A 19,107-nucleotide genomic window follows, 5' to 3' on the forward strand; every position below is an offset into this window, starting at 1 on the left:
TGTTCCGCAAGCTGCTGGACCAAGGTCAAGCTGGCGACAACGTGGGCATCCTGCTGCGCGGCACCAAGCGTGAAGACGTGCAGCGCGGCCAAGTGCTGTGCAAGCCCGGTTCGATCAAGCCGCACACCCACTTCACCGGCGAAATCTACGTGCTGAGCAAGGACGAAGGCGGCCGTCACACCCCGTTCTTCAACAACTACCGTCCTCAGTTCTACTTCCGCACCACCGACGTGACCGGCTCGATCGAGCTGCCGGCCGACAAGGAAATGGTGATGCCTGGCGACAACGTGTCGATCACCGTCAAGCTGATCGCCCCGATCGCCATGGAAGAAGGCCTGCGCTTCGCCATCCGTGAAGGCGGTCGTACCGTCGGCGCCGGCGTGGTGGCCAAGATCCTCGACTGATTCGCATGACACTGGCCCGTCGCGGTGTCTTGCCGCACGGGCTTCTTCATCGCTCTTTGATTAAAGGAAGTGTGTCATGGCACAACAGAAGATCCGCATCCGCCTGAAGGCCTTCGATTACAAGCTGATCGACCAGTCGTCGGCTGAAATCGTTGAAACCGCCAAGCGCACCGGCGCCATCGTCAAGGGCCCCGTGCCTCTGCCGACCCGCCTGCAACGTTTCGACATCCTGCGTTCGCCGCACGTCAACAAGACCTCGCGCGACCAGTTCGAAATCCGCACCCATCAGCGCCTGATGGACATCGTCGATCCCACCGACAAGACGGTTGACGCTCTGATGAAGCTCGACCTGCCTGCCGGCGTGGACGTCGAAATCAAGCTGCAGTGATGTGCGGCCGGTTCATCCGGCCCACACCCGCCAGCAAACCGCCCCACGGGGCGGTTTTTTTTCGCCTGGGTTCCCCCATGGGTGGGCAGGGCGCGAAAGGGAAAACGCTGAGTCGTATCGAGAAGCCCGTTTGCAAAATAAGAGGTCTGAAAAAAGACGGACGACAGTGGCACAAAGCTGCTGCGCACCAATTCATCCATTGGAGGAACAGATGGCGAATCGCCCCGCAAGCGTGAGAAGCATGTGGCGGGCCACATGGGCGGCCTTCGTTTTGTCAGTTGCAGGCGTTGTGCAGGCAAGCTCAGTTACGCTGCCAGTGGCGCCAGCGGAACCCGAGCGACGTCCGATTGATGATCACTTTCTGGGCGGCCAGGTCCAGATGTCACTGTCGACCTGTGACGCAAACAGCTGTTTCGATGGCGTCGACCTGGGCACGCTGGGCGGCAGCATCCTGGCATTCAACACATTTGGCGTGCAGTTGCAGGGCCTGGACGGCGCCACCGTGACAGAGCGCTTTCTCGACGCCCAGACACCTGCCTCGCGCACAGGTGTCGAATGGCGCAGTGCGTGGCAGTCCGTCACCATCGACCAACGAGATGGTCGGGTGCTTTCGCTCCAGGCCCAAGGCGGGCTTGAGCTGCATGCGCCAGACCAACCGGGGCAGTGGCGCGGCGGGCGCCTGGCTCTGCGCGACCTGACCTTCGACTTGGCGCAAGGCGTGGTTGTGGCGTCTGTGTCAGGAACTGCCTGGACGTCGCCATCGAACGCACATCAGTCATTCGATGTCGGTCGGGTGCCTGTCATGACCTTCAGCCTGACCGCGCCTGCACCTGCATGGGCCGACACACGTCAAAGCGACAACCTGCCTGCGGTGTTGGCCCAAGGGGGGTATCGGGTGATCGACATCCAATCTCGCGGGGGCCTAGGGCATTACACCTACGGGCTTACGTTCGGGCTCTCGAACCTGGCCTTGTCGTCGGAAGGCATGCGCATCTTGAGTGCCACTTTGAGCAGCGACAGGAGCTTGGGAGCCATGCTGCCAGCGGGCGACTTTGCCGTGCCCTCGGTTCTGACTGCACAAGTGGTGGCGGTGGGGCTGCCTGTGCCAGAGCCCGAGGGCTGGGCCCTGGCGCTGTGTGGGCTGGCGGGCCTGTTTGTGAAGGTCGTGCGCCAGCGAGCACCCTGGTCACTGCGTGCGGCCCCGCTGGATGCAGTGTCGCCCTGCTGAGCCGCCTTCAAGTGTGAGCAGCGGAAACAGAAAGGACCAACCCGCCAGCAAACCGCACCACGGGGCGGTTTTTTTTCGCCCGGACCTTGGGGGGGGCTGTGCGGCCTGGCCGGCCTGTGTGTTCAGGGCGTGCCCAGTTCCCTCGTGGGTGGGTCATGGGCAACAAGGACAGGGAAACCCTTTTGCCTTGAGAACAACGAGTCGGCAAAATGACCAGCCTGTCACGGCAACGCACTGTGGCAGGCTTGCGCATTCCAATCAACAGGAGGACTTGATGACCCACTTTGTTTTGAAAAAGACCCTGGCTGCCGTCGCAGTCGTGCTGGCCGCAATGCCTCTGGCACATGCCGCGCCAAACGCCGTGTTCGCGGGGGGGGCGGGCGTGCTGAGCTTCAGCAATTGCGACGCCTCATTTTGTTATGACGGTTCAGACCCCTCCACGGCTGGCGGACTGATCTCTGCGCTCAACGCAGGCCAGGTGAACATCCGCGGCGTTGGCGGCGCGCTGGTCACCCAAGGGGCGCTTGACCCGGCTGACATCCTCACGCGTTACGCCGCCTCGGCCGCCGCCCAAGTCACGGGCGCCACGTTGTCTGATGCGGGTGAGGTCCTCAGCGTGCAGTCAGCGGGCGGCGTAGAGCTGTTCGCCGCGCGGAACTCGACCCTGACCGGAGGTTCGGCCAAGGTCACCAACCTGCGCTTCGACCTGACCAACAAGACCATCTACGCCAACTTGGATGGGCTGCGCAGTGCCGTGGGCACCCGCCCCGCGGCGTCGTTCACCTTGGTTGGACAGGCTTTGTGGACCTTTGACCGCATTTCAGGCCCCACGGTCCTCCCCCCCGCTGCCTTGGGCGCGGCCGATTCCGTTGCGGCCATGACTGCCGCGGGCTTCACGGTCACTAAACGCTTCGACGGTGTTGATCCTCACGTGCAGTACACAGCGAACAACACCATCAGCGGCCTGAAGGTGACCCCCGAAGGCTTTGATTTCTTCAAGAACAGTTTGGGGCTGACCAACGCAGGCATCTCGGCCCTGACTGCGGTCACCGACTACGGCGTGGTGAATGCCACGTTGAACTTCCGGACGCCGCCCTTGTTCACGCCGTCACCCGTGCCGGAACCCACCACCATGAGCCTGTCCTTGTTGGGCTTGATCGGGTTCGCCGCGGCCGCACGCCGACGCAGCCAGGTGCAAGCGGCCTGACGGTCCGCACCGCAGCAAAGGCCAATGGCTTGCGCTGCGAACGAGGGAAGGGGCGCCGCGGGCGCCCTTTCGCATTGTGCTGAGACATCTCAGTTGCCACCAATGGTAAGAAAATCGGGCAAACCCTGGTGCGTTTGGCGCAAAAGCGATCCAGCATGAGCATTCCATCACGGTATTGGGCCGTGCTGGGTTCATGAACCGAATCCAACAGGAGAACACAATGATCAATCAGGCGTGGAAAAAGACGCTGGCCGCCACCGCAGTGATGGCCGCAGCACCCCTGGTGCAGGCTGCTGCATACGACATCAGCTTCACTGGCGGCAGCGGTGTGCTGACCTTCAGCAACTGCGATGCCCAGTTCTGCTATGACGGCAGTGACCCTGCCACCGCCGGCGGCTTGATCTCTGCGCTCAACGCAGGTCAGGTGAACATCAATGGCGTGGGTGGTGCGGTTGTCAGCCAGGGCATGCTGGACCCAGAAGATCCGCTGAGCCGTTACACCGCGTCGGCCCGTGCCAACGTCACAGGCGCCACCTTGTCCGCATCGGGCGAGGTGCTGGGCGTGCAATCCGAGGGTGGCGTGGAATTGTTCGCCACGCGCAACTCGACCCTGTCGGGCGGCTCGGCCAAGGTCACGAACCTGCGTTTCGACCTGACCAACAAGACCATCTACGCCGACCTGGATGGTTTCCGCAATGCCGTGGGCTCCCCCACGAGCGCATCGTTCCGGCCCTCCTTGTCGATCAACCTGCCCAATCAGGCGTTGTGGACCTACGACAGCATTTCGGGCCCCACCGCCATCAGCCCCGCCGATCTGGCGGGCGCCGATCCGCTGGCGGCCCTGGCCGCCAAGGGCTTCACGGTCACGCCGGTGCCCGGCGCCAATGGCGTCGACGTCCTGATCACTGCGCGCAACACGATCAGCGGCCTGAAGGTCACCACCGAAGGCTTCAACTTCTTCAGGAACAGCTTGGGTCTGACCAATGCCGGGATCAGCGCCTTGACTGCCGTCACCGACTACGGCGTGGTGAACTCCACCCTGAACTTCCGCGCTACGGCCGCCGCTGCAGTGCCTGAGCCCGAAACTGTGGGCCTGGCCCTGGTCGGTGTGATCGTGGCCGGTGTGGCGGCCCGCCGTCGTCGTCAACTGCAGGCAGCCTGACGGGAAGCACCACTGCGAAAGCCGCCTGGCTGCGCAGCACACAAAGGGGCGCCCTTCGGCGCCCCTTTTGCGTCTGAGCGGGCCTTGCGCTTGCCAAATGTGCGGGCATTTGATAGCATCGCAGGCTTTCCCGCAAAGGACGGGTTGCTCATGCCTTTTCCAAAAGGTGTTGGCGGCCCGTGTGGCGCAGGGAAGAAAGCCAAAAGCGCGCTGGGCAACCGGTGTGTTCCAAGCAACCCAAGTCGCCCCGGCCAATCGTTGTCGGGTGTGTGAACAGGCCCCACAAATCCGTTGCAGGATCAAGGGGTTGGAGAAAAATATGAGTCTTAGCAATCGCCTCGGATTGCTGGGTCGCAAGGTGGGCATGATGCGCATCTACACAGACGACGGCGATGCCGTGCCTGTGACGGTGCTCGACGTGTCGAACAACCGCGTGGCTCAGGTCAAAACCGTTGAGACCGACGGCTACACCGCCCTGCAGGTGGTGTTTGGTGCCCGCAAGGCATCGCGCGTGACCAAGCCTGAAGCTGGTCACATGGCCAAGGCTGGCGTGGAAGCCGGTGAATTCGTCAAGGAATTCCGCGTTCCCGCCGAAGTCGCTGCCGAATACAAGGCCGGTACCACCATCGCCCCCGCCGCCCTGTTCCAGGCCGGTCAGCTGGTTGACGTGCAAGGCACCTCGATCGGTAAGGGCTTCACTGGCACCATCAAGCGCCACAACTTCGGTTCGCAACGTGCATCGCACGGTAACTCGCGCTCGCACAACGTTCCCGGCTCCATCTCGATGGCCCAGGATCCCGGCCGCGTGTTCCCTGGCAAGCGCATGTCCGGCCAGATGGGCAATGACACCGTGACCACGCAAAACCTCGACGTCGTGCGCGTTGACGAAGCCCGTCAACTGCTGCTGGTCAAGGGTGCCGTCCCCGGTGCCAAGGGTGGCTTCGTCACCGTGCGCCCGGCCGTGAAGGTCAAGGTCAAGAAAGGAGCCAACTGATGGCACAGCTCGAACTCCTGAACGAACAGGGTCAGGCTGCTTCCAAGGTTGAAGCTTCCGACACCGTGTTCGGCCGTGAGTACAACGAAGCTCTGATTCACCAGATCGTCGTTGCTTACAAGGCCAATGCCCGTCAAGGCACCCGCGCTCAGAAAGACCGCGAACAGGTCAAGCACACCACCAAGAAGCCCTGGCGCCAAAAGGGCACCGGCCGCGCTCGTGCTGGTATGTCGTCGTCGCCTCTGTGGCGTGGCGGTGGTCGCATCTTCCCGAACAGCCCCGACGAAAACTTCACCCAGAAAGTGAACAAGAAGATGTACCGCGCCGGCATGGCCGCCATCTTCTCGCAACTGGCTCGTGAAGGCCGTCTGGCTGTGGTCGATTCGCTGACCGTCGAAGCCCCCAAGACCAAGCTGCTGGCTGCCAAGCTGAAGGCCATGAATCTGGAACACGTGCTGGTCATCGCCGACAACGTCGACGACAACCTGTTCCTGGCCTCGCGCAACCTGCCCAACGTGCTGGTCGTTGAGCCCCGTTACGCCGATCCCGTGTCTCTGGTCTTCTACAAGAAGGTTGTGGTGACCAAGGCTGCGATCGCCCAGCTGCAGGAGATGTTCGCATGAGCACTCTGAAATTCGATGAAAACCGCCTGATGCAAGTGCTGGTCGCTCCGATCATTTCGGAAAAGGCCACCGCTGCTGCCGAGCGCGGTCAAGTGGTGTTCAAGGTGCTGCGCGATGCCACCAAGCCCGAGATCAAGGCCGCTGTTGAGCTGCTGTTCAAGGTCGAAGTGAAGTCGGTGCAAGTCCTGAACCAAAAGGGCAAAGTCAAGCGCTTTGGTGGCCGCATCGGCCGTCGTGACCACGCCAAGAAGGCTTTTGTGAGCCTGAAGGACGGTCAAGAGCTGAACTTCTCCGGGGAGGCCGCGTAATCATGGCTGTCGTGAAAGTCAAACCGACCTCGCCTGGCCGCCGTGCCGTGGTGAAGGTGGTGCACAAGCACCTGCACAAGGGCAAGCCTGAGGCTTCGCTGCTTGAGCCGCAAAAGCAAAACTCTGGCCGTAACAACAACGGTCACATCACCGTTCGCCACAAGGGCGGCGGTCACAAGCACCACTACCGCGTGGTGGACTTCGTGCGCAACAAGGACGGCATCCCCGCCAAGGTTGAACGCATCGAGTACGACCCGAACCGCACGGCCCACATCGCTCTGGTGTGCTACGCCGACGGCGAACGTCGTTACGTGATCGCTCCGCGTGGTCTGGAAGTGGGCGCCACCATCCTGTCGGGCTCTGAAGCTCCGATCAAGGCTGGCAACACCCTGCCGATCCGCAACATCCCCGTGGGCTCGACCATCCACAACATCGAACTGAAGCCTGGCAAGGGCGGTCAGATCGCTCGTTCGGCTGGCACCTCGGCTGTTCTGATGGCTCGTGAAGGTACTTACGCTCAGGTCCGCCTGCGCTCGGGTGAAGTTCGCAAGATCCACATCGAATGCCGCGCCACCCTGGGTGAAGTGAGCAACGAAGAGCACAGCCTGCGTCAATACGGCAAGGCCGGCGCCATCCGCTGGAAGGGCATCCGCCCGACCGTCCGTGGTACCGCCATGAACCCGATCGACCACCCGCACGGTGGTGGTGAGGGCCGTACTGGTGAAGGTCAGGTCCCTGTGTCGCCGTGGAACACCCCGGCCAAGGGCTACCGCACCCGCAACAACAAGCGCACGCAGGCATTCATTGTCTCGCGTCGCAAGAAGTAAGAGGTAGGCTGATATGGCTCGTTCTCTGAAGAAAGGTCCTTTCGTGGACCACCACTTGATCGCCAAGGTTGAAAAGGCCAACGCGAACAAGGACAAGAAGCCGGTCAAGACCTGGTCGCGTCGTTCGACCATCCTGCCCGAATTCATCGGCCTGACCATTGCCGTGCACAACGGCAAGCAGCATGTGCCCGTGTACGTGACCGACCAGATGGTTGGCCACAAGCTTGGCGAGTTCGCCCTGACCCGTACGTTCAAGGGTCACCCTGGCGACAAGAAGGCCAAAAAGTAAGGAGCAGCGACGATGGAAACCAAAGCAATCGTTCGCGGCGTTCGCCTCTCTGTGGACAAGGGCCGCCTCGTGGCTGACCTGATCCGCGGCAAGAAGGTCGATCAGGCCCTCAACATCCTGACGTTCACCCAGAAGAAGGCTGCCGGCATTGTCAAGAAGGCACTGGAATCTGCGATCGCCAACGCCGAACACAATGACGGCGCTGACATCGACGAACTGAAGGTCACCAGCATCTATGTGGAGCAAGGCACCACGCTGAAGCGTTTCACCGCCCGTGCAAAGGGCCGTGGCAACCGCATCAGCAAGCCGACTTGCCACATCTATGTGACCGTGGGCAACTAAGCAGAGGCTGAACCATGGGACAGAAAATCCACCCAACCGGCTTCCGTTTGGCCGTCACCCGCAACTGGGCTTCGCGTTGGTACGCCACCAACCGCAACTTCGCCTCGATGCTGGCTGAAGACCTGGAAGTCCGCGAATTCCTGAAGAAGAAGCTGAAGAATGCCGCCGTGTCGCGCATTCTGATCGAGCGTCCTGCCAAGAGCGCCCGCATCACCATTTTCTCGGCTCGTCCGGGCGTGGTGATCGGCAAGAAGGGTGAGGACATCGAGAACCTGAAGGCTGAACTGGCCAAGCGCCTGAACGTGCCGGTCTCGGTGAACATCGAAGAAGTGCGCAAGCCTGAAGTCGATGCTCAACTGATCGCCGACTCGATCACGCAGCAGCTGGAAAAGCGCATCATGTTCCGTCGCGCCATGAAGCGTGCGATGCAGAACGCCATGCGTCTGGGTGCCCAAGGCATCAAGATCATGTCCGGTGGCCGTCTGAACGGCATCGAAATCGCTCGCACCGAGTGGTACCGTGAAGGCCGTGTGCCCCTGCACACCCTGAAGGCTGACATCGATTACGGCTTCTCCGAAGCCCACACCACCTACGGTGTGATCGGTGTGAAGGTCTGGGTCTACCGCGGTGACCGCCTGGCCAACGGCGAGGCTCCCGTGCTGAAGGGCGAAGACCGTGAAGACGATCGTCGCAACCGTCGTGGCCCCCGTGGCGACCGTCCGAACGACCGTCGCGGTCCCCGTGGCGGCCGTGGTGGCCCGCGCGCTGACGGCGCCCCCAGCGATGGCAGCGACAAGCCTGCCGCCGCTGCTGACGCCGCTGGCGCCAAGCGTGTCCGCAAGGCCGCGCCTGCCGCCGAAGCCAAAGGAGAATAAACATGCTGCAACCTAATCGTCGCAAGTTCCGCAAGGAGCACAAAGGCCGTAACACGGGTGTCGCCACCCGTGGCGCCGACGTGTCCTTCGGCGATTTCGGCCTGAAGGCCACCGAGCGTGGTCGTCTGACCGCCCGTCAGATCGAAGCTGCTCGTCGTGCCATCTCGCGTCACGTCAAGCGTGGCGGCCGCATCTTCATCCGCATCTTCCCCGACAAGCCGATCACCAACAAACCGGCTGAAGTGCGTATGGGCAACGGCAAGGGTTCGGTCGAATACTACGTCGCCGAAATCACCCCCGGCAAGGTGCTGTACGAAATCCAGGGCGTGCCTGAAGAACTCGCTCGCGAGGCCTTCAAGCTGGCCGCTGCCAAACTGCCTCTGATGACCACGTTCGTGGGCCGTCAGTTCGGCATCTGATTGACGCGCAAGGAGAAAGAAATGGCTAACAAAGCCTCTGAACTGCGCGCCAAAGATGTGGCCGCACTGGAATCGGAAATCAAGGCCCTGCTGAAGTCGCACTTCAACATGCGCATGCAGCGTGCCACCCAGCAGCTGAACGACACGTCTGCCCTGGGCAAGACCCGTCGTGACATCGCTCGCGCCAAGACCATCCTGGCCGAGAAGAAGAAGCAAGGAGCCGCTCAATGACGGAAGCTCAAACCAAGGCCAAGGTCGTCCGCACCCTGGTTGGCAAGGTCGTCTCTGACGCCCGCGCCAAGACCGTGACCGTGCTGGTCGAGCGTCGTGTGAAGCACGCCCTGTACGGCAAGATCGTGATGAAGTCGGCCAAGTACCACGCCCATGATGAGAACAACGAGTTCCACAAGGGTGACGTGGTCGAAATCACCGAAAGCCGTCCGCTGTCGAAGACCAAGAACTGGGTGGTCTCCCGCCTGGTTGAAAAGGCTGCTGCAGTGTGATGCACGGGGTGCCTTGGCGGGCACCCCAGGTTGGCCCGGCGCCGGCAGCATTTTTTGCTGAACGGTGCAAGGGCTGGCCCTGAAGGCCGCGGGGGTTCCTGCGGCCTTTGTCATTTGAGAACCGGCTCTCCAGCGATACTGGTGGCCGGTTTTTCTTTTTTTCGGAGACGGGAATGATCCAAGTGGGTGACAAGCTGCCTGGCGGCAAGCTGTTCGAGTACATCGAAGTGGAAGGCAACGGCTGCAGCCTGGGGCCCAATGCCTTCGATGTGGCCCAGAGCGTCGCAGGCAAGACCATCGCCATCTTTGGTCTGCCCGGCGCCTTCACGCCCACCTGTTCGGCCCAGCACGCCCCCGGTTACATCGCCCAGGCTGAGGCCTTCAAGGCGGCCGGTGTCGACGAGATCTGGTGCGTGTCGGTGAACGATGCCTTCGTGATGGGCGCCTGGGGCCGTGAGCTGGGTGCGCAAGGCAAGGTGCGCATGATGGCCGATGGCAGCGCCGAGTTCGCCAAGGCCCTGGGCCTCACGCTGGACCTGAGCGCCAGGGGGCTGGGTTTGCGTGCCGGCCGTTTCTCGATGCTGGTGAAAGACGGTGTCGTGACCCAGCTGAACGATGAGAAGGGCGGCGGCTATGCCGTCAGCGACGCCGACACCTTGCTCAAGCAGGTGCGCGGCTGAGTCGAGCCTGCATGCCGAACAGCCGGGCTCTCGGCCCTTTGTTCAGGCGTTGGGCTGTGCAGCCGAAACGATCCAATGGGGGCCATGTGCCCCCTTTTTGCTTCTTCCACAGCTCACCACCCGTACCGTTGGCGGCCATGGGCCAGTGCGACACGCCGCTGCTTGACGCGTGCGGTGCTGGCTGCAAGCTTGGGCTTGCTGGGTGGTTGCGCCCAGGTGGCCGTGGAGCGGCTGAACAGTGGCGGGCCTGCCAGCTACGCTTTGTACGGTCCGAACGGCGACGCCTTGCAGGCCGAAGCCAGTAGGCGGTGCGCCCAGGGCCATGAGGTGCATCGGCAGGCCGACAAGGCTGCAGGGCTGACGCCAGATTGGGCGTTGCCGAGGTGGTGGAACCTGGCCATGCAGCGCCTGGATGGTGACGACCGCCGGGCTCAGCTGGTGATCACCTGCCGCTGACCTCCGGGGCGGTTCACCACAAGCTGGCCACCAGGTTGATGGTCAGGGCCAGCACCGTGGTGTTGAAGAGGAAGGCCAGCACACAGTGCACCAGGGCCAGCCTCCGCATGCGCCGGCTGGTGAACGCCACGTCGGCGGTCTGGGCCGAGGTGCCGATCACGAACGACAAATACAGGAAATCGACGAAATCGGGCGCGTCGCTGCCGGGAAAGTCGAGCCCGCCCTCCCCACGGTGGTGGGTGCCCAGGTGGTAGCCGTGGGCGTAGTGCAAGGCGAACACGAAGTGGATGAAGGCCCACGACACCGCAATCGTGGCCCCTGCCAGACCCAGGTGCAGCAGCCTTTCGCTGCCATGCAGGCCTTTGGCCCGCAGCACCTCGGCGCCGATCGCGGCCATGCTGGCCACGGCGGCCAGCACCGAGCTGCTCAGCACCAGGGCCTGTCCGGCGTCCAGACGCTGTGCGCGTGCCAGGCTGTCCTGAGGGCGCTCGCGGAGCACCAGCAGGGTGGCGGCCACCATGTAGCCCAGCACGCCCACGTCCCAGGCCACCAGGGCGGCGGCCATGCCATGGCCTGGCCAGGCGCGCGACAGCAGCAGCCCGAGCACCAGCCCCAGCAGCAGCGCACCGAAGAGCATCGGGCGCCCTTGCACCTGCACCCACAGGCGTGACGGGGCATGTGGGGCGGGGCGTTGCATGGCTTCAGGCCTCGCGCACGATGGCCTGAAGCAGCTGCCAGCACTGGGCCACCGCGGGGATGTGCACGGCTTCGCCGGGTGCATGTGCGCCGGTGATGGTGGGCCCGAAGGAGACGATGTCCATGCCTGGGTACACCGCGGCGATCAGGCCGCATTCGAGGCCGGCGTGGATGACCTGCCGCTGGCTGGCGCAGCCGAAGGTGCGCAGGAACACCTGCTCGCAATGCTGAAGCAGGGGCGACTGGGGCGCAGGTGTCCAGCCGGGATAGGCCCCGCTGATTTCTGGCGTGGTGCCAGCCAGCATCCACAGGGCCGACAGCTGGGCGGCCAGTTCGCGGTTGCCCGCCTCGCGCAGCGAGCGCACCATGAAATTCACGTGCGCACCCTGAGGGCCCCAGGCCACGATGCCCAGGTTGTTGGAGGTGTCGACCACACCGGGCACGGCCTGGCTCATGCGGTGCACACCGTGGGGCGATGCGCGAAGGGCCTGCAGCCAGCGCTGCTGGGCCGGCCAGGGCGCGAGGCCGGGCCGGTGGGCCAGGTGCGCAGAGGGCACCGCGCTGGCGTGCAGCGTGAGCCCGGGTTCCTGCCCGTGCTGGCTTTGCTGCAGCCACTGAGACCAGAGCGCCAGGGCATCGGGCAGTGCCTCGGCATGGGCCTGAGGCACCAGCACCAGGGCTTGGGCCTCTCGGGGGATGGCGTTGCGGGCGTTGCCGCCGACCAGCTCCACAATGCGCAGGCGGCAGCGTGCCTGCAGGTCATGCAGCACCTGCACCAGCAGGGCAATCGCATTGCCGCGCTGCTCATGGATGTCGACGCCGGAGTGCCCGCCGCGCAAGCCCTGCAGGCTGATCTGCAAGGCGTGATGTCCTGTGGGCAGGGGCTCGGGCTGCCAGGCCTCGCGAACGTCCACGTCGAGCCCACCGGCACACCCCAGGTAGAACTCGCCCCAGGCTTCGGTGTCGAGGTTGAGCATGCGTCGCGCCTGCAGCCAGCCGGGTTGCAGGCCGTGGGCGCCCCCCATGCCGGCTTCTTCGTCGACCGTGAACAGCGCCTCCAGCGGCGGGTGGGGGGTGTCGCGGCATGCCAGCAGCGCCAGCATCAGCGCCGCGCCGATGCCGTTGTCGGCACCCAGGGTGGTGTCGGGCGCACGCACCCAGTCGCCATCGACCACCGCGTGGATCGGGTCTCGCTCGAAATCATGGGCGCTGTGGGCCTGCTTCTGACACACCATGTCGAGGTGGGCCTGCAGGGCCAGGGGTGCGGTGCTGGCGGGGCGGTGCTGGGCCGGCTTGCGGATCAGCAGGTTGCCGGCGGCGTCCACCTCGGTGGCCAGGCCTTGGGATGCGGCCCAGTCGAGCAGGTGCTGCCGGATGGCGCCTTCGTGTTTCGACGGCCTGGGGATGCGGCAGAAGTGGGCGAAGTGCGACCACACGGCCTGCGGGTGCAAGGCCAGCAACTCAGCGTTGAGTGCATTGACCGAAGCGGCATCAGGCGATGTGTCGGTGGGCGAGGCGGTGTGGGCCATGGCAAGACGTGCCGCGCAGGCTGTGCGAGAGGACGACAGAAAGCGAAAGGGCCCCGGCAAGGGGCCCTGACAGATCAGACCGGGGCGAACCCCAGGATCACTTCTTGGCCTTCTTGGCGGCAGGCTTGGCAGCGGGTTTGGCTGCGGCCTTCTTGGCGGGCTTGGCGGCGGCCTTGGGGGCTGCGGCAGCCTTGGCGGCCTTCTTGGCAGCGCCCTTGGGGTCGACGGCGGCCTTGAAGGTGGCACCCGGGGTGAACTTGGGCAGCTTGGCGGCAGCGATCTTGATCTTTTCGCCGTTGCTGGGGTTCACGCCGTTGCGGGCGGCACGGGCGTGCAGCTTGAACGAGCCAAAGCCGGGGATGGTGACGGCGTCGCCCTTCTTGACGGAGGCAACGATGGTGTCCAGCAGGGTCTCCAGGACTCGGCCGGCTTCGGCCTTGGACAGCGAGTGCTTCTCGGCCAGGCGTTCGATGAGATCGGTCTTGTTCATGATGGCGTCATGTGTCGAAACACCCACCAAGCGTGGGCCCTTGATTGTGCACCGATTGCCCAGGGCAAAAACAGTGTCTTTGTGGGGAAGGCGCATGCGCGCAACACCAGTGTTCATCGGGGCTGTGGCCGATTGTCCGGGTTCTGGGCTCCCCCGAGCCGAGGGGTGTGGGGCCTGGACACACTGAGCCGGACTCTCACAATCAAGTGGCGCCCCGGTTCCGAGCCGTGGTGCCTAGACTGCGCCCACTGTTGCCAACCGAGGAGTACACAACATGTCCGGATCCCTGCTGCAGACCAGTTTCGTCATCCACGCCGTGGTGTTCACGGCGGTCAATGCCGGCCTGATGGCCCTGAACCAGAAGTATTCTCCAGGCACCGACTGGGCCCCCATCGTGGCCTGGGGCTGGGGCATCGGCCTGGCGGCCCACGGTGCGGTGTGGGCGATCTGGGGCCGGCGCAAGTGAGCCGCAGGCGCTGAGCGATTCTGCGCAATAACCCCTTGCACACACCCGGGGCACTCGTGCTACATTGGTGCGCATGAGCAAGGCACGCTTTTACTTTTGGCACTTTCAACTCCCGCTGAACACCGGCGCAGGAGTGGCCAACGCCTGAAGCGGCCACACAGATCCCTGAAGACCGCCGGAACCCCCGGCGGTTTTTTTTCGACTGAACACAAACCCCCACTGAACACGTAGCGAGCACCCGATGAGCAAGTCCAGCGCCCCCCATGGTTACGAACCGCCCGTTGACAAGACCTCCCGCACTGACGACCAACGGATTCGCAACGTGACCCCTCTGCCCCCGCCCGAAAGCCTGATCCGCTTCTTCCCGATCCGTGGCACCGCGACCGAGTCGCTGGTGGCCGACACCCGCAAGACCATCCGCAAGATCATCAACGGCAAGGACGACCGCATGCTGGTCATCATTGGCCCATGCTCGATCCACGACCCGTCTGCGGCCATCGAGTACGCGCGCAAGCTGATGGTGCAGCGCGAGAAGTTCAAGGACACGCTCGAAGTGGTCATGCGCGTGTACTTCGAAAAGCCGCGCACCACCGTGGGCTGGAAGGGCCTGATCAACGACCCCTACCTCGACGAGAGCTACAAGATCGACGAAGGCCTGCGCATGGCCCGTCATCTGCTGCTGGAGATCAACCGCCTGGGCATGCCCGCGGCCAGCGAGTTCCTGGACACCATCAGCCCGCAGTACATCGGCGACCTGATCAGCTGGGGCGCCATCGGCGCGCGCACCACCGAAAGCCAGGTGCACCGCGAACTGGCCTCTGGCATCTCGGCGCCCATCGGCTTCAAGAACGGCACCGACGGCAACATCAAGATCGCCACCGATGCCATCCAGTCGGCCTCGCGCCCGCACCACTTCCTGTCGGTGCACAAGAACGGCCAGGTGGCCATCGTGGAAACGGCGGGCAACCCCGACTGCCACGTGATCCTGCGCGGCGGCAAGGCGCCCAACTACGACGCCGCCAGCGTGTCGGCGGCCTGTGAAGACCTGGCCAAGGCCGGCCTGCCCGCCTCGCTGATGGTGGACTTCAGCCACGCCAACAGCTCCAAGCAGCACGAGCGTCAGGTGGTGGTGGCCGAAGACATCGCGCAGCAGCTGCGCGGTGGTTCGAAGCAGGTGTTCGGCGTGATGGTGGAAAGCCACCTGTGCGCGGGCGCCCAGAAGTTCACCCCGGGCAAGGACGATCCGGCCAAGCTGGCCTACGGTCAGTCGATCACCGACGCCTGCATCGGCTGGGACGACTCCGAGAAGGTGCTGCAGATCCTGTCGGACGCTGTGGCCGCTCGCCGCGCCCGCTGAGGCGCGGCCCTTCAGGCGCAGGAAAGGTCGGGTGTGAGGGTTCTGCTGGCCGAAGACGAGCACGCCCTGGGCGAATGGCTCTCGAAGGCGCTGGCGCAGTCGGACATCCAGGTGGACTGGGTGGATGACGGCCAGCTGGCCGAGCGTGCGCTGGACGACAGCGATTACGATGCGCTCATCCTCGACCTGGGCCTGCCCGGCCTGACGGGACGGCAGCTGCTGCAGCGGCTGCGTGCCCGCGACCGGCGCCTGCCGGTGCTGATCCTGACGGCGCGTGACTCGCTGGCCGAGCGGGTGCAGGCGCTGAACCAGGGCGCCGACGATTTCCTCGCCAAGCCCTTCGCCCTGGAAGAGCTGGAAGCGCGCCTGATGGCCCTGGTGCGCCGCGCCCGCGGGGCCGACAACCCGCGCCTGGCCTGCGGGCCCTTGCAGTACGACACGGCCACCAAACAGTTCACGCTGGCCGACCAGATGCTGCACCTGTCACCGCGTGAGCACGCGGTGCTGCGTGCCCTGATCCAGCGCACGGGCGAGCCCATGAGCAAGGCCCAGATCATTGCCCGCGTGTTTTCCGACCAGGACGACGTGCTGCCCGATGTGATCGAGGTGCTGGTGCACCGGCTGCGCAAGCGCCTGGAAGGCACGGGCCTGGCCATCGTGACCTACCGCGGGCTGGGCTATGCCCTGGAAATGGCGGCCTGAGGCCCGCGGGGCCGGTGCACCCGCTGCGGGGCCCGGGGGCTCCGGCGCTCGGGGCATGAGCCTGCGCCGCCGATTGCTGCTCTGCCTGCTGCCGCTGACGCTGCTGATCACGGTGGCCGAACTGTGGTCCACCCAGCGCGAGGCGCTGGCGGCGGCCAACAGCGCCTATGACCGCTCCATCAGCGGTGCTCTCAAGGCCATCGAGGCCAACATCTCGACCGCCTCGGGCGGGCTGGCGGTGGAGTTGCCCTACCGCTTGTTCGAGCTGCTGGAGCTGACCGCCTCGGGCCATGTGTACTTTCGGGTGGCTTCGCGCGACGGCCTGGTCACCGTGGGCAACCTGGACCTGCCTCAGCCCCCCGAGGGCACGCTCAAGCCGCATGTGCCGGTGTTTGCCGACGCCGAGTACCTGGGCGAGCGCGTGCGCATGGGCTCATTGCTCACGCACGTGAAGCTGCTGGGTGAGCGCGGACCCGACACCCCGGTGGTGATCCAGGTGGCCGAACAGGCCCGCTCGCGCGAGCAGTTCGCCGAGCAGTTCGTGCGCACCAGCCTGTTGCGGGCGGGCGTGGTGCTGCTGGTGCTGATCGGCTCGGGCGTGGTGGTGGTGAGCTGGGGCCTGCGGCCCCTGCGCCGCCTGGAGGCCGAGGTGCGCCAGCGTGGCCCTTCTGACGTCTCGCCACTGGACACCGCAGGCCTGCCGCGCGACGTGCGTCCGCTGGTGCAGGCGGTGAACACACAGATGGCCAGGCGGCAGGCGCTGGCCGACCAGCAACGGCAGTTCCTGGACGACGCCTCGCACCAGTTGCGCACCCCCTTGACCACCCTGCGCACGCAGGCGGCCTATGCGCTGAGGCGCTGGCAGGAGGCGCCAGCCCAGGCCGAGGTGCGCGACAGCCTGCAGGCCATCGTCGAGCAGATCGACGCGGCGACGCGCAGCACCAACCAGATGCTCAGCCTGGCCCGATCCGACGCGGCCGAGCCCCAGTGGCAGCCTTTCGACCTGGCCGAAACCTTGCGGCAGGCCGTGCGCCCCCTGTTGCGCCGGGCCCGCCAGCGGGGGCTGGACCTGGGCGTGGAAGTGCCCGACGAATTGCCGGCGCAGGGCGACGAAACGCTGTGGCGCGAGGCCCTGGCCAACCTGCTGGACAACGCCTTGCGCTACGCCCGGCGGGGCACGCCCGTGACCGCCATGGCGCGGGCCCAAGCCGACGCCCAGGGGCGTCTGGGCTGGGTCATCACCGTGATCAGCGAAAGCGAGCCCCTGCCCGAAAGCCTGCGCCTGCAACTGGCCCAGGCCGAGCAGGCCACCTCGCCTGACGAAGGGCGTTTTGTGCGGGGGCAGGGCAGCCGCCAGGGGGGGGCCGGGCTGGGCCTGGCCATTGCGCGCCGCATTGCCCAGCGCCATGGTGGCAGCCTGCAGATCGATGCCCGCGCGTCTGGCGCGTTCGAGGCGACGCTGCATTGGCATGGCGGTCCGGCGGGCTCGGGCAGCCCGCGCTGAGCACAGCGCCTGCGCAGGTCTGGCGCAGCCTTCTCGCATCACCTGGGGTTTGTCCCCGGCGGAATTGAAAGCCAGTTGAAAGGCAGGGATTTCTACAGTCCGTGCTCAGCAGGTGTGGCCAACCACATGGCCCGCCGCACCTGGATCCCCCACACTTTCCGAGAGCCGAGGAGCCCGTCGATGAAAAGCCCCCAGACCTTGCGCGCAGTCCTGACCGCTGTGGCCCTGCTGCCCATGGCCGCCACCCTGGCCGTGGCCGGCCCGCTGGACAAATCTGAATGCATCGCCCCTGCCAAGCCGGGTGGTGGCTTTGACCTGACCTGCAAGATGGCGCAGACCATGCTGTCGGAGAACAAGTTGAGCAGCGACCCGATGCGGGTGACCTACATGCCGGGTGGCATCGGTGCCGTGGCGTACAACGCCGTGGTGGCCCAGCGCCCGGGAGAGCCCAACACGATTGTGGCTTTCTCCAGTGGGTCCCTGCTCAACCTGTCGCAAGGCAAGTTCGGCAAGTACACCGTGAGCGATGTGCGCTGGCTGGCCGCCCTGGGTGCCGACTACGGCGCCGTGATCGTGCGCAAGGATTCGCCCTTCAAGACCCTGAAGGACGTGGCAGCCGCCCTCAAGCAAGACCCCACCAAGGTGATCTTCGGCGCCGGTGGCACCGTGGGCAGCCAGGACTGGATGAAGGCGGCCCTGACCGCCCGCGCCGCCGGCGTGAACCCCCGTGCCATGCGCTTTGTGGCCTTCGAAGGTGGCGGTGAATCGGTCACTGCCCTGCAAGGCGGCCACATCCACGTGTACTCGGGTGACGCGGCCGAAGCGGCCCAGCAGATCCAGGCGGGCACCCCGATCCGTGTGCTGGCCGTGTTCGCCGACCAGCGCCTGCCCGGCATGCTGAAAGATGTGCCCACCGCCAAAGAGCAGGGTTTCGACATCAGCTGGCCCATCATCCGTGGCTTCTACATGGGCCCCAAGGTCTCTGACGCCGATTTCAACGCCTGGAGCGCCGCCTTCCAGAAGGCCATGGCCAACCCCAGCTACGCCAAGCTGCGTGAAGAGCGCGGCCTGTTCCCGCTCAGCCTGACCGGCACCGAGCTGGACGTGTATGTCAAGCGCCACACGCACCAGTACGGCAAGCTCGCTGCCGAGCTGGGCCTGGTCGTCAGCAAGTGACCGGGGGTGCCACATGGCTGATCGTGCATTGGGCCTGGTGTGCCTGATCCTGGCCGCCGGCATGGCCTGGCTGGCCCGGGGCTATGAGGCCCCGATTTCCTACGAGCCGGTGGGCCCTGCGGCCTTCCCGCTGCTGCTGGCGGGCCTGATGGCCGCCCTCAGCCTGTGGCTGATCGTTCGCCCGGCGCCCCAGGGTGCCGAGGCCGAAGGCGAGCCCCTGATCGGGCCGGCCACGGCCAAGGTGCTGGCCCTGGTGGGCGTGATGCTGGTGTACGCCGTGCTGTTCCAGTGGCTGGGCTTCATCGTGGCCACGGCCCTGATGACCGTGCCGGTGGCGCGCGTGTTCGGTGGCACCTGGCGCCAGAGCGTGATCGCGGGCGTCGCCCTGGGCGTGAGCTTCTTCCTGATCTTCGATCGCGTGTTCGACGTGATCCTGCCGGCCGGCCTGCTGAGTTTCCTGGGCTGAGCCCGGCAAGGAGTTT

At 65.0% G+C, this 19,107-nt stretch carries 26 protein-coding genes; 23 read left to right on the forward strand and 3 right to left on the reverse strand.

Annotated elements, in window-relative coordinates; translation table 11 throughout:
- The 17 genes from EYS42_RS12280 to EYS42_RS12360 form a co-directional block, all read left to right on the forward strand.
- Positions 1 to 404, forward strand: a 404-nt coding sequence (locus EYS42_RS12280; RefSeq protein WP_483458047.1) for an EF-Tu C-terminal domain-related protein, incomplete at its 5' end; no start/stop codon positions are given.
- 76 nt (positions 405 to 480) lie between these two features.
- Complete coding sequence (gene rpsJ / locus EYS42_RS12285; protein ID WP_035037922.1) at positions 481 to 792, forward strand: 30S ribosomal protein S10; 312 nt, start codon at positions 481 to 483, stop codon at positions 790 to 792.
- A gap of 379 nt (positions 793 to 1,171) precedes the next feature.
- On the forward strand, positions 1,172 to 2,020 hold the full coding sequence (locus EYS42_RS12290) for a hypothetical protein (protein ID WP_130968482.1): 849 nt from the start codon (positions 1,172 to 1,174) through the stop codon (positions 2,018 to 2,020).
- A gap of 274 nt (positions 2,021 to 2,294) precedes the next feature.
- The gene (locus EYS42_RS12295) at positions 2,295 to 3,227 is read left to right on the forward strand and encodes a PEP-CTERM sorting domain-containing protein (RefSeq protein ID WP_165456760.1); all 933 of its coding nucleotides are present in this window, start codon (positions 2,295 to 2,297) and stop codon (positions 3,225 to 3,227) included.
- Positions 3,228 to 3,447: 220 nt separating this feature from the next.
- Positions 3,448 to 4,389, forward strand: coding sequence for a PEP-CTERM sorting domain-containing protein (locus EYS42_RS12300; RefSeq protein WP_165456761.1), 942 nt, complete (start codon positions 3,448 to 3,450; stop codon positions 4,387 to 4,389).
- A 319-nt stretch (positions 4,390 to 4,708) separates the two neighbouring features.
- Entirely contained in the window at positions 4,709 to 5,383 is a 675-nt protein-coding gene (rplC, locus tag EYS42_RS12305) for a 50S ribosomal protein L3 (protein WP_130968485.1), read from the forward strand.
- Positions 5,383 to 6,006 carry a 50S ribosomal protein L4 gene (gene rplD / locus EYS42_RS12310; RefSeq protein ID WP_130968486.1) on the forward strand — a complete coding sequence of 208 codons (624 nt, stop codon included), beginning with the start codon at positions 5,383 to 5,385 and terminating at the stop codon, positions 6,004 to 6,006. The genes rplC and rplD overlap by 1 nt, the downstream gene beginning before the upstream one ends.
- Positions 6,003 to 6,314: a 50S ribosomal protein L23 gene (gene rplW / locus EYS42_RS12315; protein WP_130968487.1), complete on the forward strand. Its 312-nt coding sequence runs from the start codon at positions 6,003 to 6,005 to the stop codon at positions 6,312 to 6,314. Before rplD ends, rplW begins: the two co-directional genes overlap by 4 nt.
- A 2-nt stretch (positions 6,315 to 6,316) precedes the next feature.
- Positions 6,317 to 7,141 (forward strand): 50S ribosomal protein L2, encoded by an 825-nt coding sequence (rplB, locus tag EYS42_RS12320; RefSeq protein ID WP_130968488.1) that lies wholly within the window; start codon positions 6,317 to 6,319, stop codon positions 7,139 to 7,141.
- Positions 7,142 to 7,154: 13 nt separating this feature from the next.
- Positions 7,155 to 7,430, forward strand: coding sequence for a 30S ribosomal protein S19 (gene rpsS, locus EYS42_RS12325; RefSeq protein ID WP_130968489.1), 276 nt, complete (start codon positions 7,155 to 7,157; stop codon positions 7,428 to 7,430).
- 12 nt (positions 7,431 to 7,442) lie between these two features.
- Entirely contained in the window at positions 7,443 to 7,772 is a 330-nt protein-coding gene (gene rplV, locus EYS42_RS12330) for a 50S ribosomal protein L22 (RefSeq protein WP_130968490.1), read from the forward strand.
- Positions 7,773 to 7,786: 14 nt separating this feature from the next.
- Positions 7,787 to 8,647 carry a 30S ribosomal protein S3 gene (rpsC, locus tag EYS42_RS12335; RefSeq protein WP_130968491.1) on the forward strand — a complete coding sequence of 287 codons (861 nt, stop codon included), beginning with the start codon at positions 7,787 to 7,789 and terminating at the stop codon, positions 8,645 to 8,647.
- Positions 8,648 to 8,649: 2 nt separating this feature from the next.
- A complete protein-coding gene (gene rplP, locus EYS42_RS12340; protein WP_130968492.1) occupies positions 8,650 to 9,066 on the forward strand; it encodes a 50S ribosomal protein L16 in 417 nt (138 codons plus the stop codon).
- A 21-nt stretch (positions 9,067 to 9,087) separates the two neighbouring features.
- Positions 9,088 to 9,297, forward strand: coding sequence for a 50S ribosomal protein L29 (gene rpmC, locus EYS42_RS12345; protein WP_130968493.1), 210 nt, complete (start codon positions 9,088 to 9,090; stop codon positions 9,295 to 9,297).
- Positions 9,294 to 9,569 (forward strand): 30S ribosomal protein S17, encoded by a 276-nt coding sequence (gene rpsQ, locus EYS42_RS12350; protein WP_130968494.1) that lies wholly within the window; start codon positions 9,294 to 9,296, stop codon positions 9,567 to 9,569. Before rpmC ends, rpsQ begins: the two co-directional genes overlap by 4 nt.
- A 173-nt stretch (positions 9,570 to 9,742) precedes the next feature.
- Positions 9,743 to 10,249, forward strand: coding sequence for a peroxiredoxin (locus EYS42_RS12355; RefSeq protein ID WP_130968495.1), 507 nt, complete (start codon positions 9,743 to 9,745; stop codon positions 10,247 to 10,249).
- A gap of 174 nt (positions 10,250 to 10,423) precedes the next feature.
- Positions 10,424 to 10,705 carry a hypothetical protein gene (locus EYS42_RS12360; protein ID WP_130968496.1) on the forward strand — a complete coding sequence of 94 codons (282 nt, stop codon included), beginning with the start codon at positions 10,424 to 10,426 and terminating at the stop codon, positions 10,703 to 10,705.
- A gap of 13 nt (positions 10,706 to 10,718) precedes the next feature.
- Here EYS42_RS12360 and EYS42_RS12365 read toward each other — a convergent pair whose 3' ends face one another.
- The 3 genes from EYS42_RS12365 to EYS42_RS12375 form a co-directional block, all read right to left on the reverse strand.
- Positions 10,719 to 11,402, reverse strand: coding sequence for a DUF1345 domain-containing protein (locus EYS42_RS12365; protein ID WP_165456762.1), 684 nt, complete (start codon positions 11,400 to 11,402; stop codon positions 10,719 to 10,721).
- A 4-nt stretch (positions 11,403 to 11,406) separates the two neighbouring features.
- On the reverse strand, positions 11,407 to 12,930 hold the full coding sequence (gene pepD, locus EYS42_RS12370) for a beta-Ala-His dipeptidase (protein ID WP_130968498.1): 1,524 nt from the start codon (positions 12,928 to 12,930) through the stop codon (positions 11,407 to 11,409).
- 97 nt (positions 12,931 to 13,027) lie between these two features.
- Positions 13,028 to 13,420, reverse strand: a complete 393-nt coding sequence (locus tag EYS42_RS12375; protein ID WP_130968499.1) for an HU family DNA-binding protein — start codon at positions 13,418 to 13,420, stop codon at positions 13,028 to 13,030.
- A 274-nt stretch (positions 13,421 to 13,694) separates the two neighbouring features.
- Here EYS42_RS12375 and EYS42_RS12380 point away from each other — a divergent pair, with 274 nt between their 5' ends.
- From EYS42_RS12380 to EYS42_RS12405, 6 genes are all read left to right on the forward strand, one after another.
- Positions 13,695 to 13,886 carry a 2TM domain-containing protein gene (locus EYS42_RS12380; protein WP_130968500.1) on the forward strand — a complete coding sequence of 64 codons (192 nt, stop codon included), beginning with the start codon at positions 13,695 to 13,697 and terminating at the stop codon, positions 13,884 to 13,886.
- 241 nt (positions 13,887 to 14,127) lie between these two features.
- Positions 14,128 to 15,243, forward strand: coding sequence for a 3-deoxy-7-phosphoheptulonate synthase (locus EYS42_RS12385; RefSeq protein WP_130968501.1), 1,116 nt, complete (start codon positions 14,128 to 14,130; stop codon positions 15,241 to 15,243).
- Positions 15,244 to 15,276: 33 nt separating this feature from the next.
- Positions 15,277 to 15,945 carry a response regulator gene (locus EYS42_RS12390; protein WP_130968502.1) on the forward strand — a complete coding sequence of 223 codons (669 nt, stop codon included), beginning with the start codon at positions 15,277 to 15,279 and terminating at the stop codon, positions 15,943 to 15,945.
- A gap of 55 nt (positions 15,946 to 16,000) precedes the next feature.
- Positions 16,001 to 17,449: a sensor histidine kinase gene (locus EYS42_RS12395; RefSeq protein WP_130968503.1), complete on the forward strand. Its 1,449-nt coding sequence runs from the start codon at positions 16,001 to 16,003 to the stop codon at positions 17,447 to 17,449.
- A gap of 180 nt (positions 17,450 to 17,629) precedes the next feature.
- Positions 17,630 to 18,625 (forward strand): Bug family tripartite tricarboxylate transporter substrate binding protein, encoded by a 996-nt coding sequence (locus EYS42_RS12400; RefSeq protein ID WP_130968504.1) that lies wholly within the window; start codon positions 17,630 to 17,632, stop codon positions 18,623 to 18,625.
- A 13-nt stretch (positions 18,626 to 18,638) separates the two neighbouring features.
- The gene (locus EYS42_RS12405; protein WP_130968505.1) at positions 18,639 to 19,091 is read left to right on the forward strand and encodes a tripartite tricarboxylate transporter TctB family protein; all 453 of its coding nucleotides are present in this window, start codon (positions 18,639 to 18,641) and stop codon (positions 19,089 to 19,091) included.
- Positions 19,092 to 19,107 lie beyond the last annotated feature (16 nt).

It is taken from the genome of Aquabacterium lacunae (assembly GCF_004310865.1).
Lineage (GTDB): Bacteria > Pseudomonadota > Gammaproteobacteria > Burkholderiales > Burkholderiaceae_C > Aquabacterium > Aquabacterium lacunae.

Excerpts from the sequence above, each read along its gene's own strand:
- rpsJ (WP_035037922.1), top strand. The coding sequence starts at position 481 with ATGGCACAACAGAAGATCCGCATCCGCCTGAAGGCCTTCGATTACAAG.
- EYS42_RS12290 (WP_130968482.1), top strand. The coding sequence starts at position 1,172 with ATGTCACTGTCGACCTGTGACGCAAACAGCTGTTTCGATGGCGTCGAC.
- EYS42_RS12295 (WP_165456760.1), top strand. The coding sequence starts at position 2,295 with ATGACCCACTTTGTTTTGAAAAAGACCCTGGCTGCCGTCGCAGTCGTG.
- EYS42_RS12300 (WP_165456761.1), top strand. The coding sequence starts at position 3,448 with ATGATCAATCAGGCGTGGAAAAAGACGCTGGCCGCCACCGCAGTGATG.
- rplC (WP_130968485.1), top strand. The coding sequence starts at position 4,709 with ATGAGTCTTAGCAATCGCCTCGGATTGCTGGGTCGCAAGGTGGGCATG.
- rplD (WP_130968486.1), top strand. The coding sequence starts at position 5,383 with ATGGCACAGCTCGAACTCCTGAACGAACAGGGTCAGGCTGCTTCCAAG.
- rplW (WP_130968487.1), top strand. The coding sequence starts at position 6,003 with ATGAGCACTCTGAAATTCGATGAAAACCGCCTGATGCAAGTGCTGGTC.
- rplB (WP_130968488.1), top strand. The coding sequence starts at position 6,317 with ATGGCTGTCGTGAAAGTCAAACCGACCTCGCCTGGCCGCCGTGCCGTG.
- rpsS (WP_130968489.1), top strand. The coding sequence starts at position 7,155 with ATGGCTCGTTCTCTGAAGAAAGGTCCTTTCGTGGACCACCACTTGATC.
- rplV (WP_130968490.1), top strand. The coding sequence starts at position 7,443 with ATGGAAACCAAAGCAATCGTTCGCGGCGTTCGCCTCTCTGTGGACAAG.
- rpsC (WP_130968491.1), top strand. The coding sequence starts at position 7,787 with ATGGGACAGAAAATCCACCCAACCGGCTTCCGTTTGGCCGTCACCCGC.
- rplP (WP_130968492.1), top strand. The coding sequence starts at position 8,650 with ATGCTGCAACCTAATCGTCGCAAGTTCCGCAAGGAGCACAAAGGCCGT.
- rpmC (WP_130968493.1), top strand. The coding sequence starts at position 9,088 with ATGGCTAACAAAGCCTCTGAACTGCGCGCCAAAGATGTGGCCGCACTG.
- rpsQ (WP_130968494.1), top strand. The coding sequence starts at position 9,294 with ATGACGGAAGCTCAAACCAAGGCCAAGGTCGTCCGCACCCTGGTTGGC.
- EYS42_RS12355 (WP_130968495.1), top strand. The coding sequence starts at position 9,743 with ATGATCCAAGTGGGTGACAAGCTGCCTGGCGGCAAGCTGTTCGAGTAC.
- EYS42_RS12365 (WP_165456762.1), bottom strand. The coding sequence starts at position 11,402 with ATGCAACGCCCCGCCCCACATGCCCCGTCACGCCTGTGGGTGCAGGTG.
- pepD (WP_130968498.1), bottom strand. The coding sequence starts at position 12,930 with ATGGCCCACACCGCCTCGCCCACCGACACATCGCCTGATGCCGCTTCG.
- EYS42_RS12375 (WP_130968499.1), bottom strand. The coding sequence starts at position 13,420 with ATGAACAAGACCGATCTCATCGAACGCCTGGCCGAGAAGCACTCGCTG.
- EYS42_RS12380 (WP_130968500.1), top strand. The coding sequence starts at position 13,695 with ATGTCCGGATCCCTGCTGCAGACCAGTTTCGTCATCCACGCCGTGGTG.
- EYS42_RS12385 (WP_130968501.1), top strand. The coding sequence starts at position 14,128 with ATGAGCAAGTCCAGCGCCCCCCATGGTTACGAACCGCCCGTTGACAAG.
- EYS42_RS12395 (WP_130968503.1), top strand. The coding sequence starts at position 16,001 with ATGAGCCTGCGCCGCCGATTGCTGCTCTGCCTGCTGCCGCTGACGCTG.
- EYS42_RS12400 (WP_130968504.1), top strand. The coding sequence starts at position 17,630 with ATGAAAAGCCCCCAGACCTTGCGCGCAGTCCTGACCGCTGTGGCCCTG.
- EYS42_RS12405 (WP_130968505.1), top strand. The coding sequence starts at position 18,639 with ATGGCTGATCGTGCATTGGGCCTGGTGTGCCTGATCCTGGCCGCCGGC.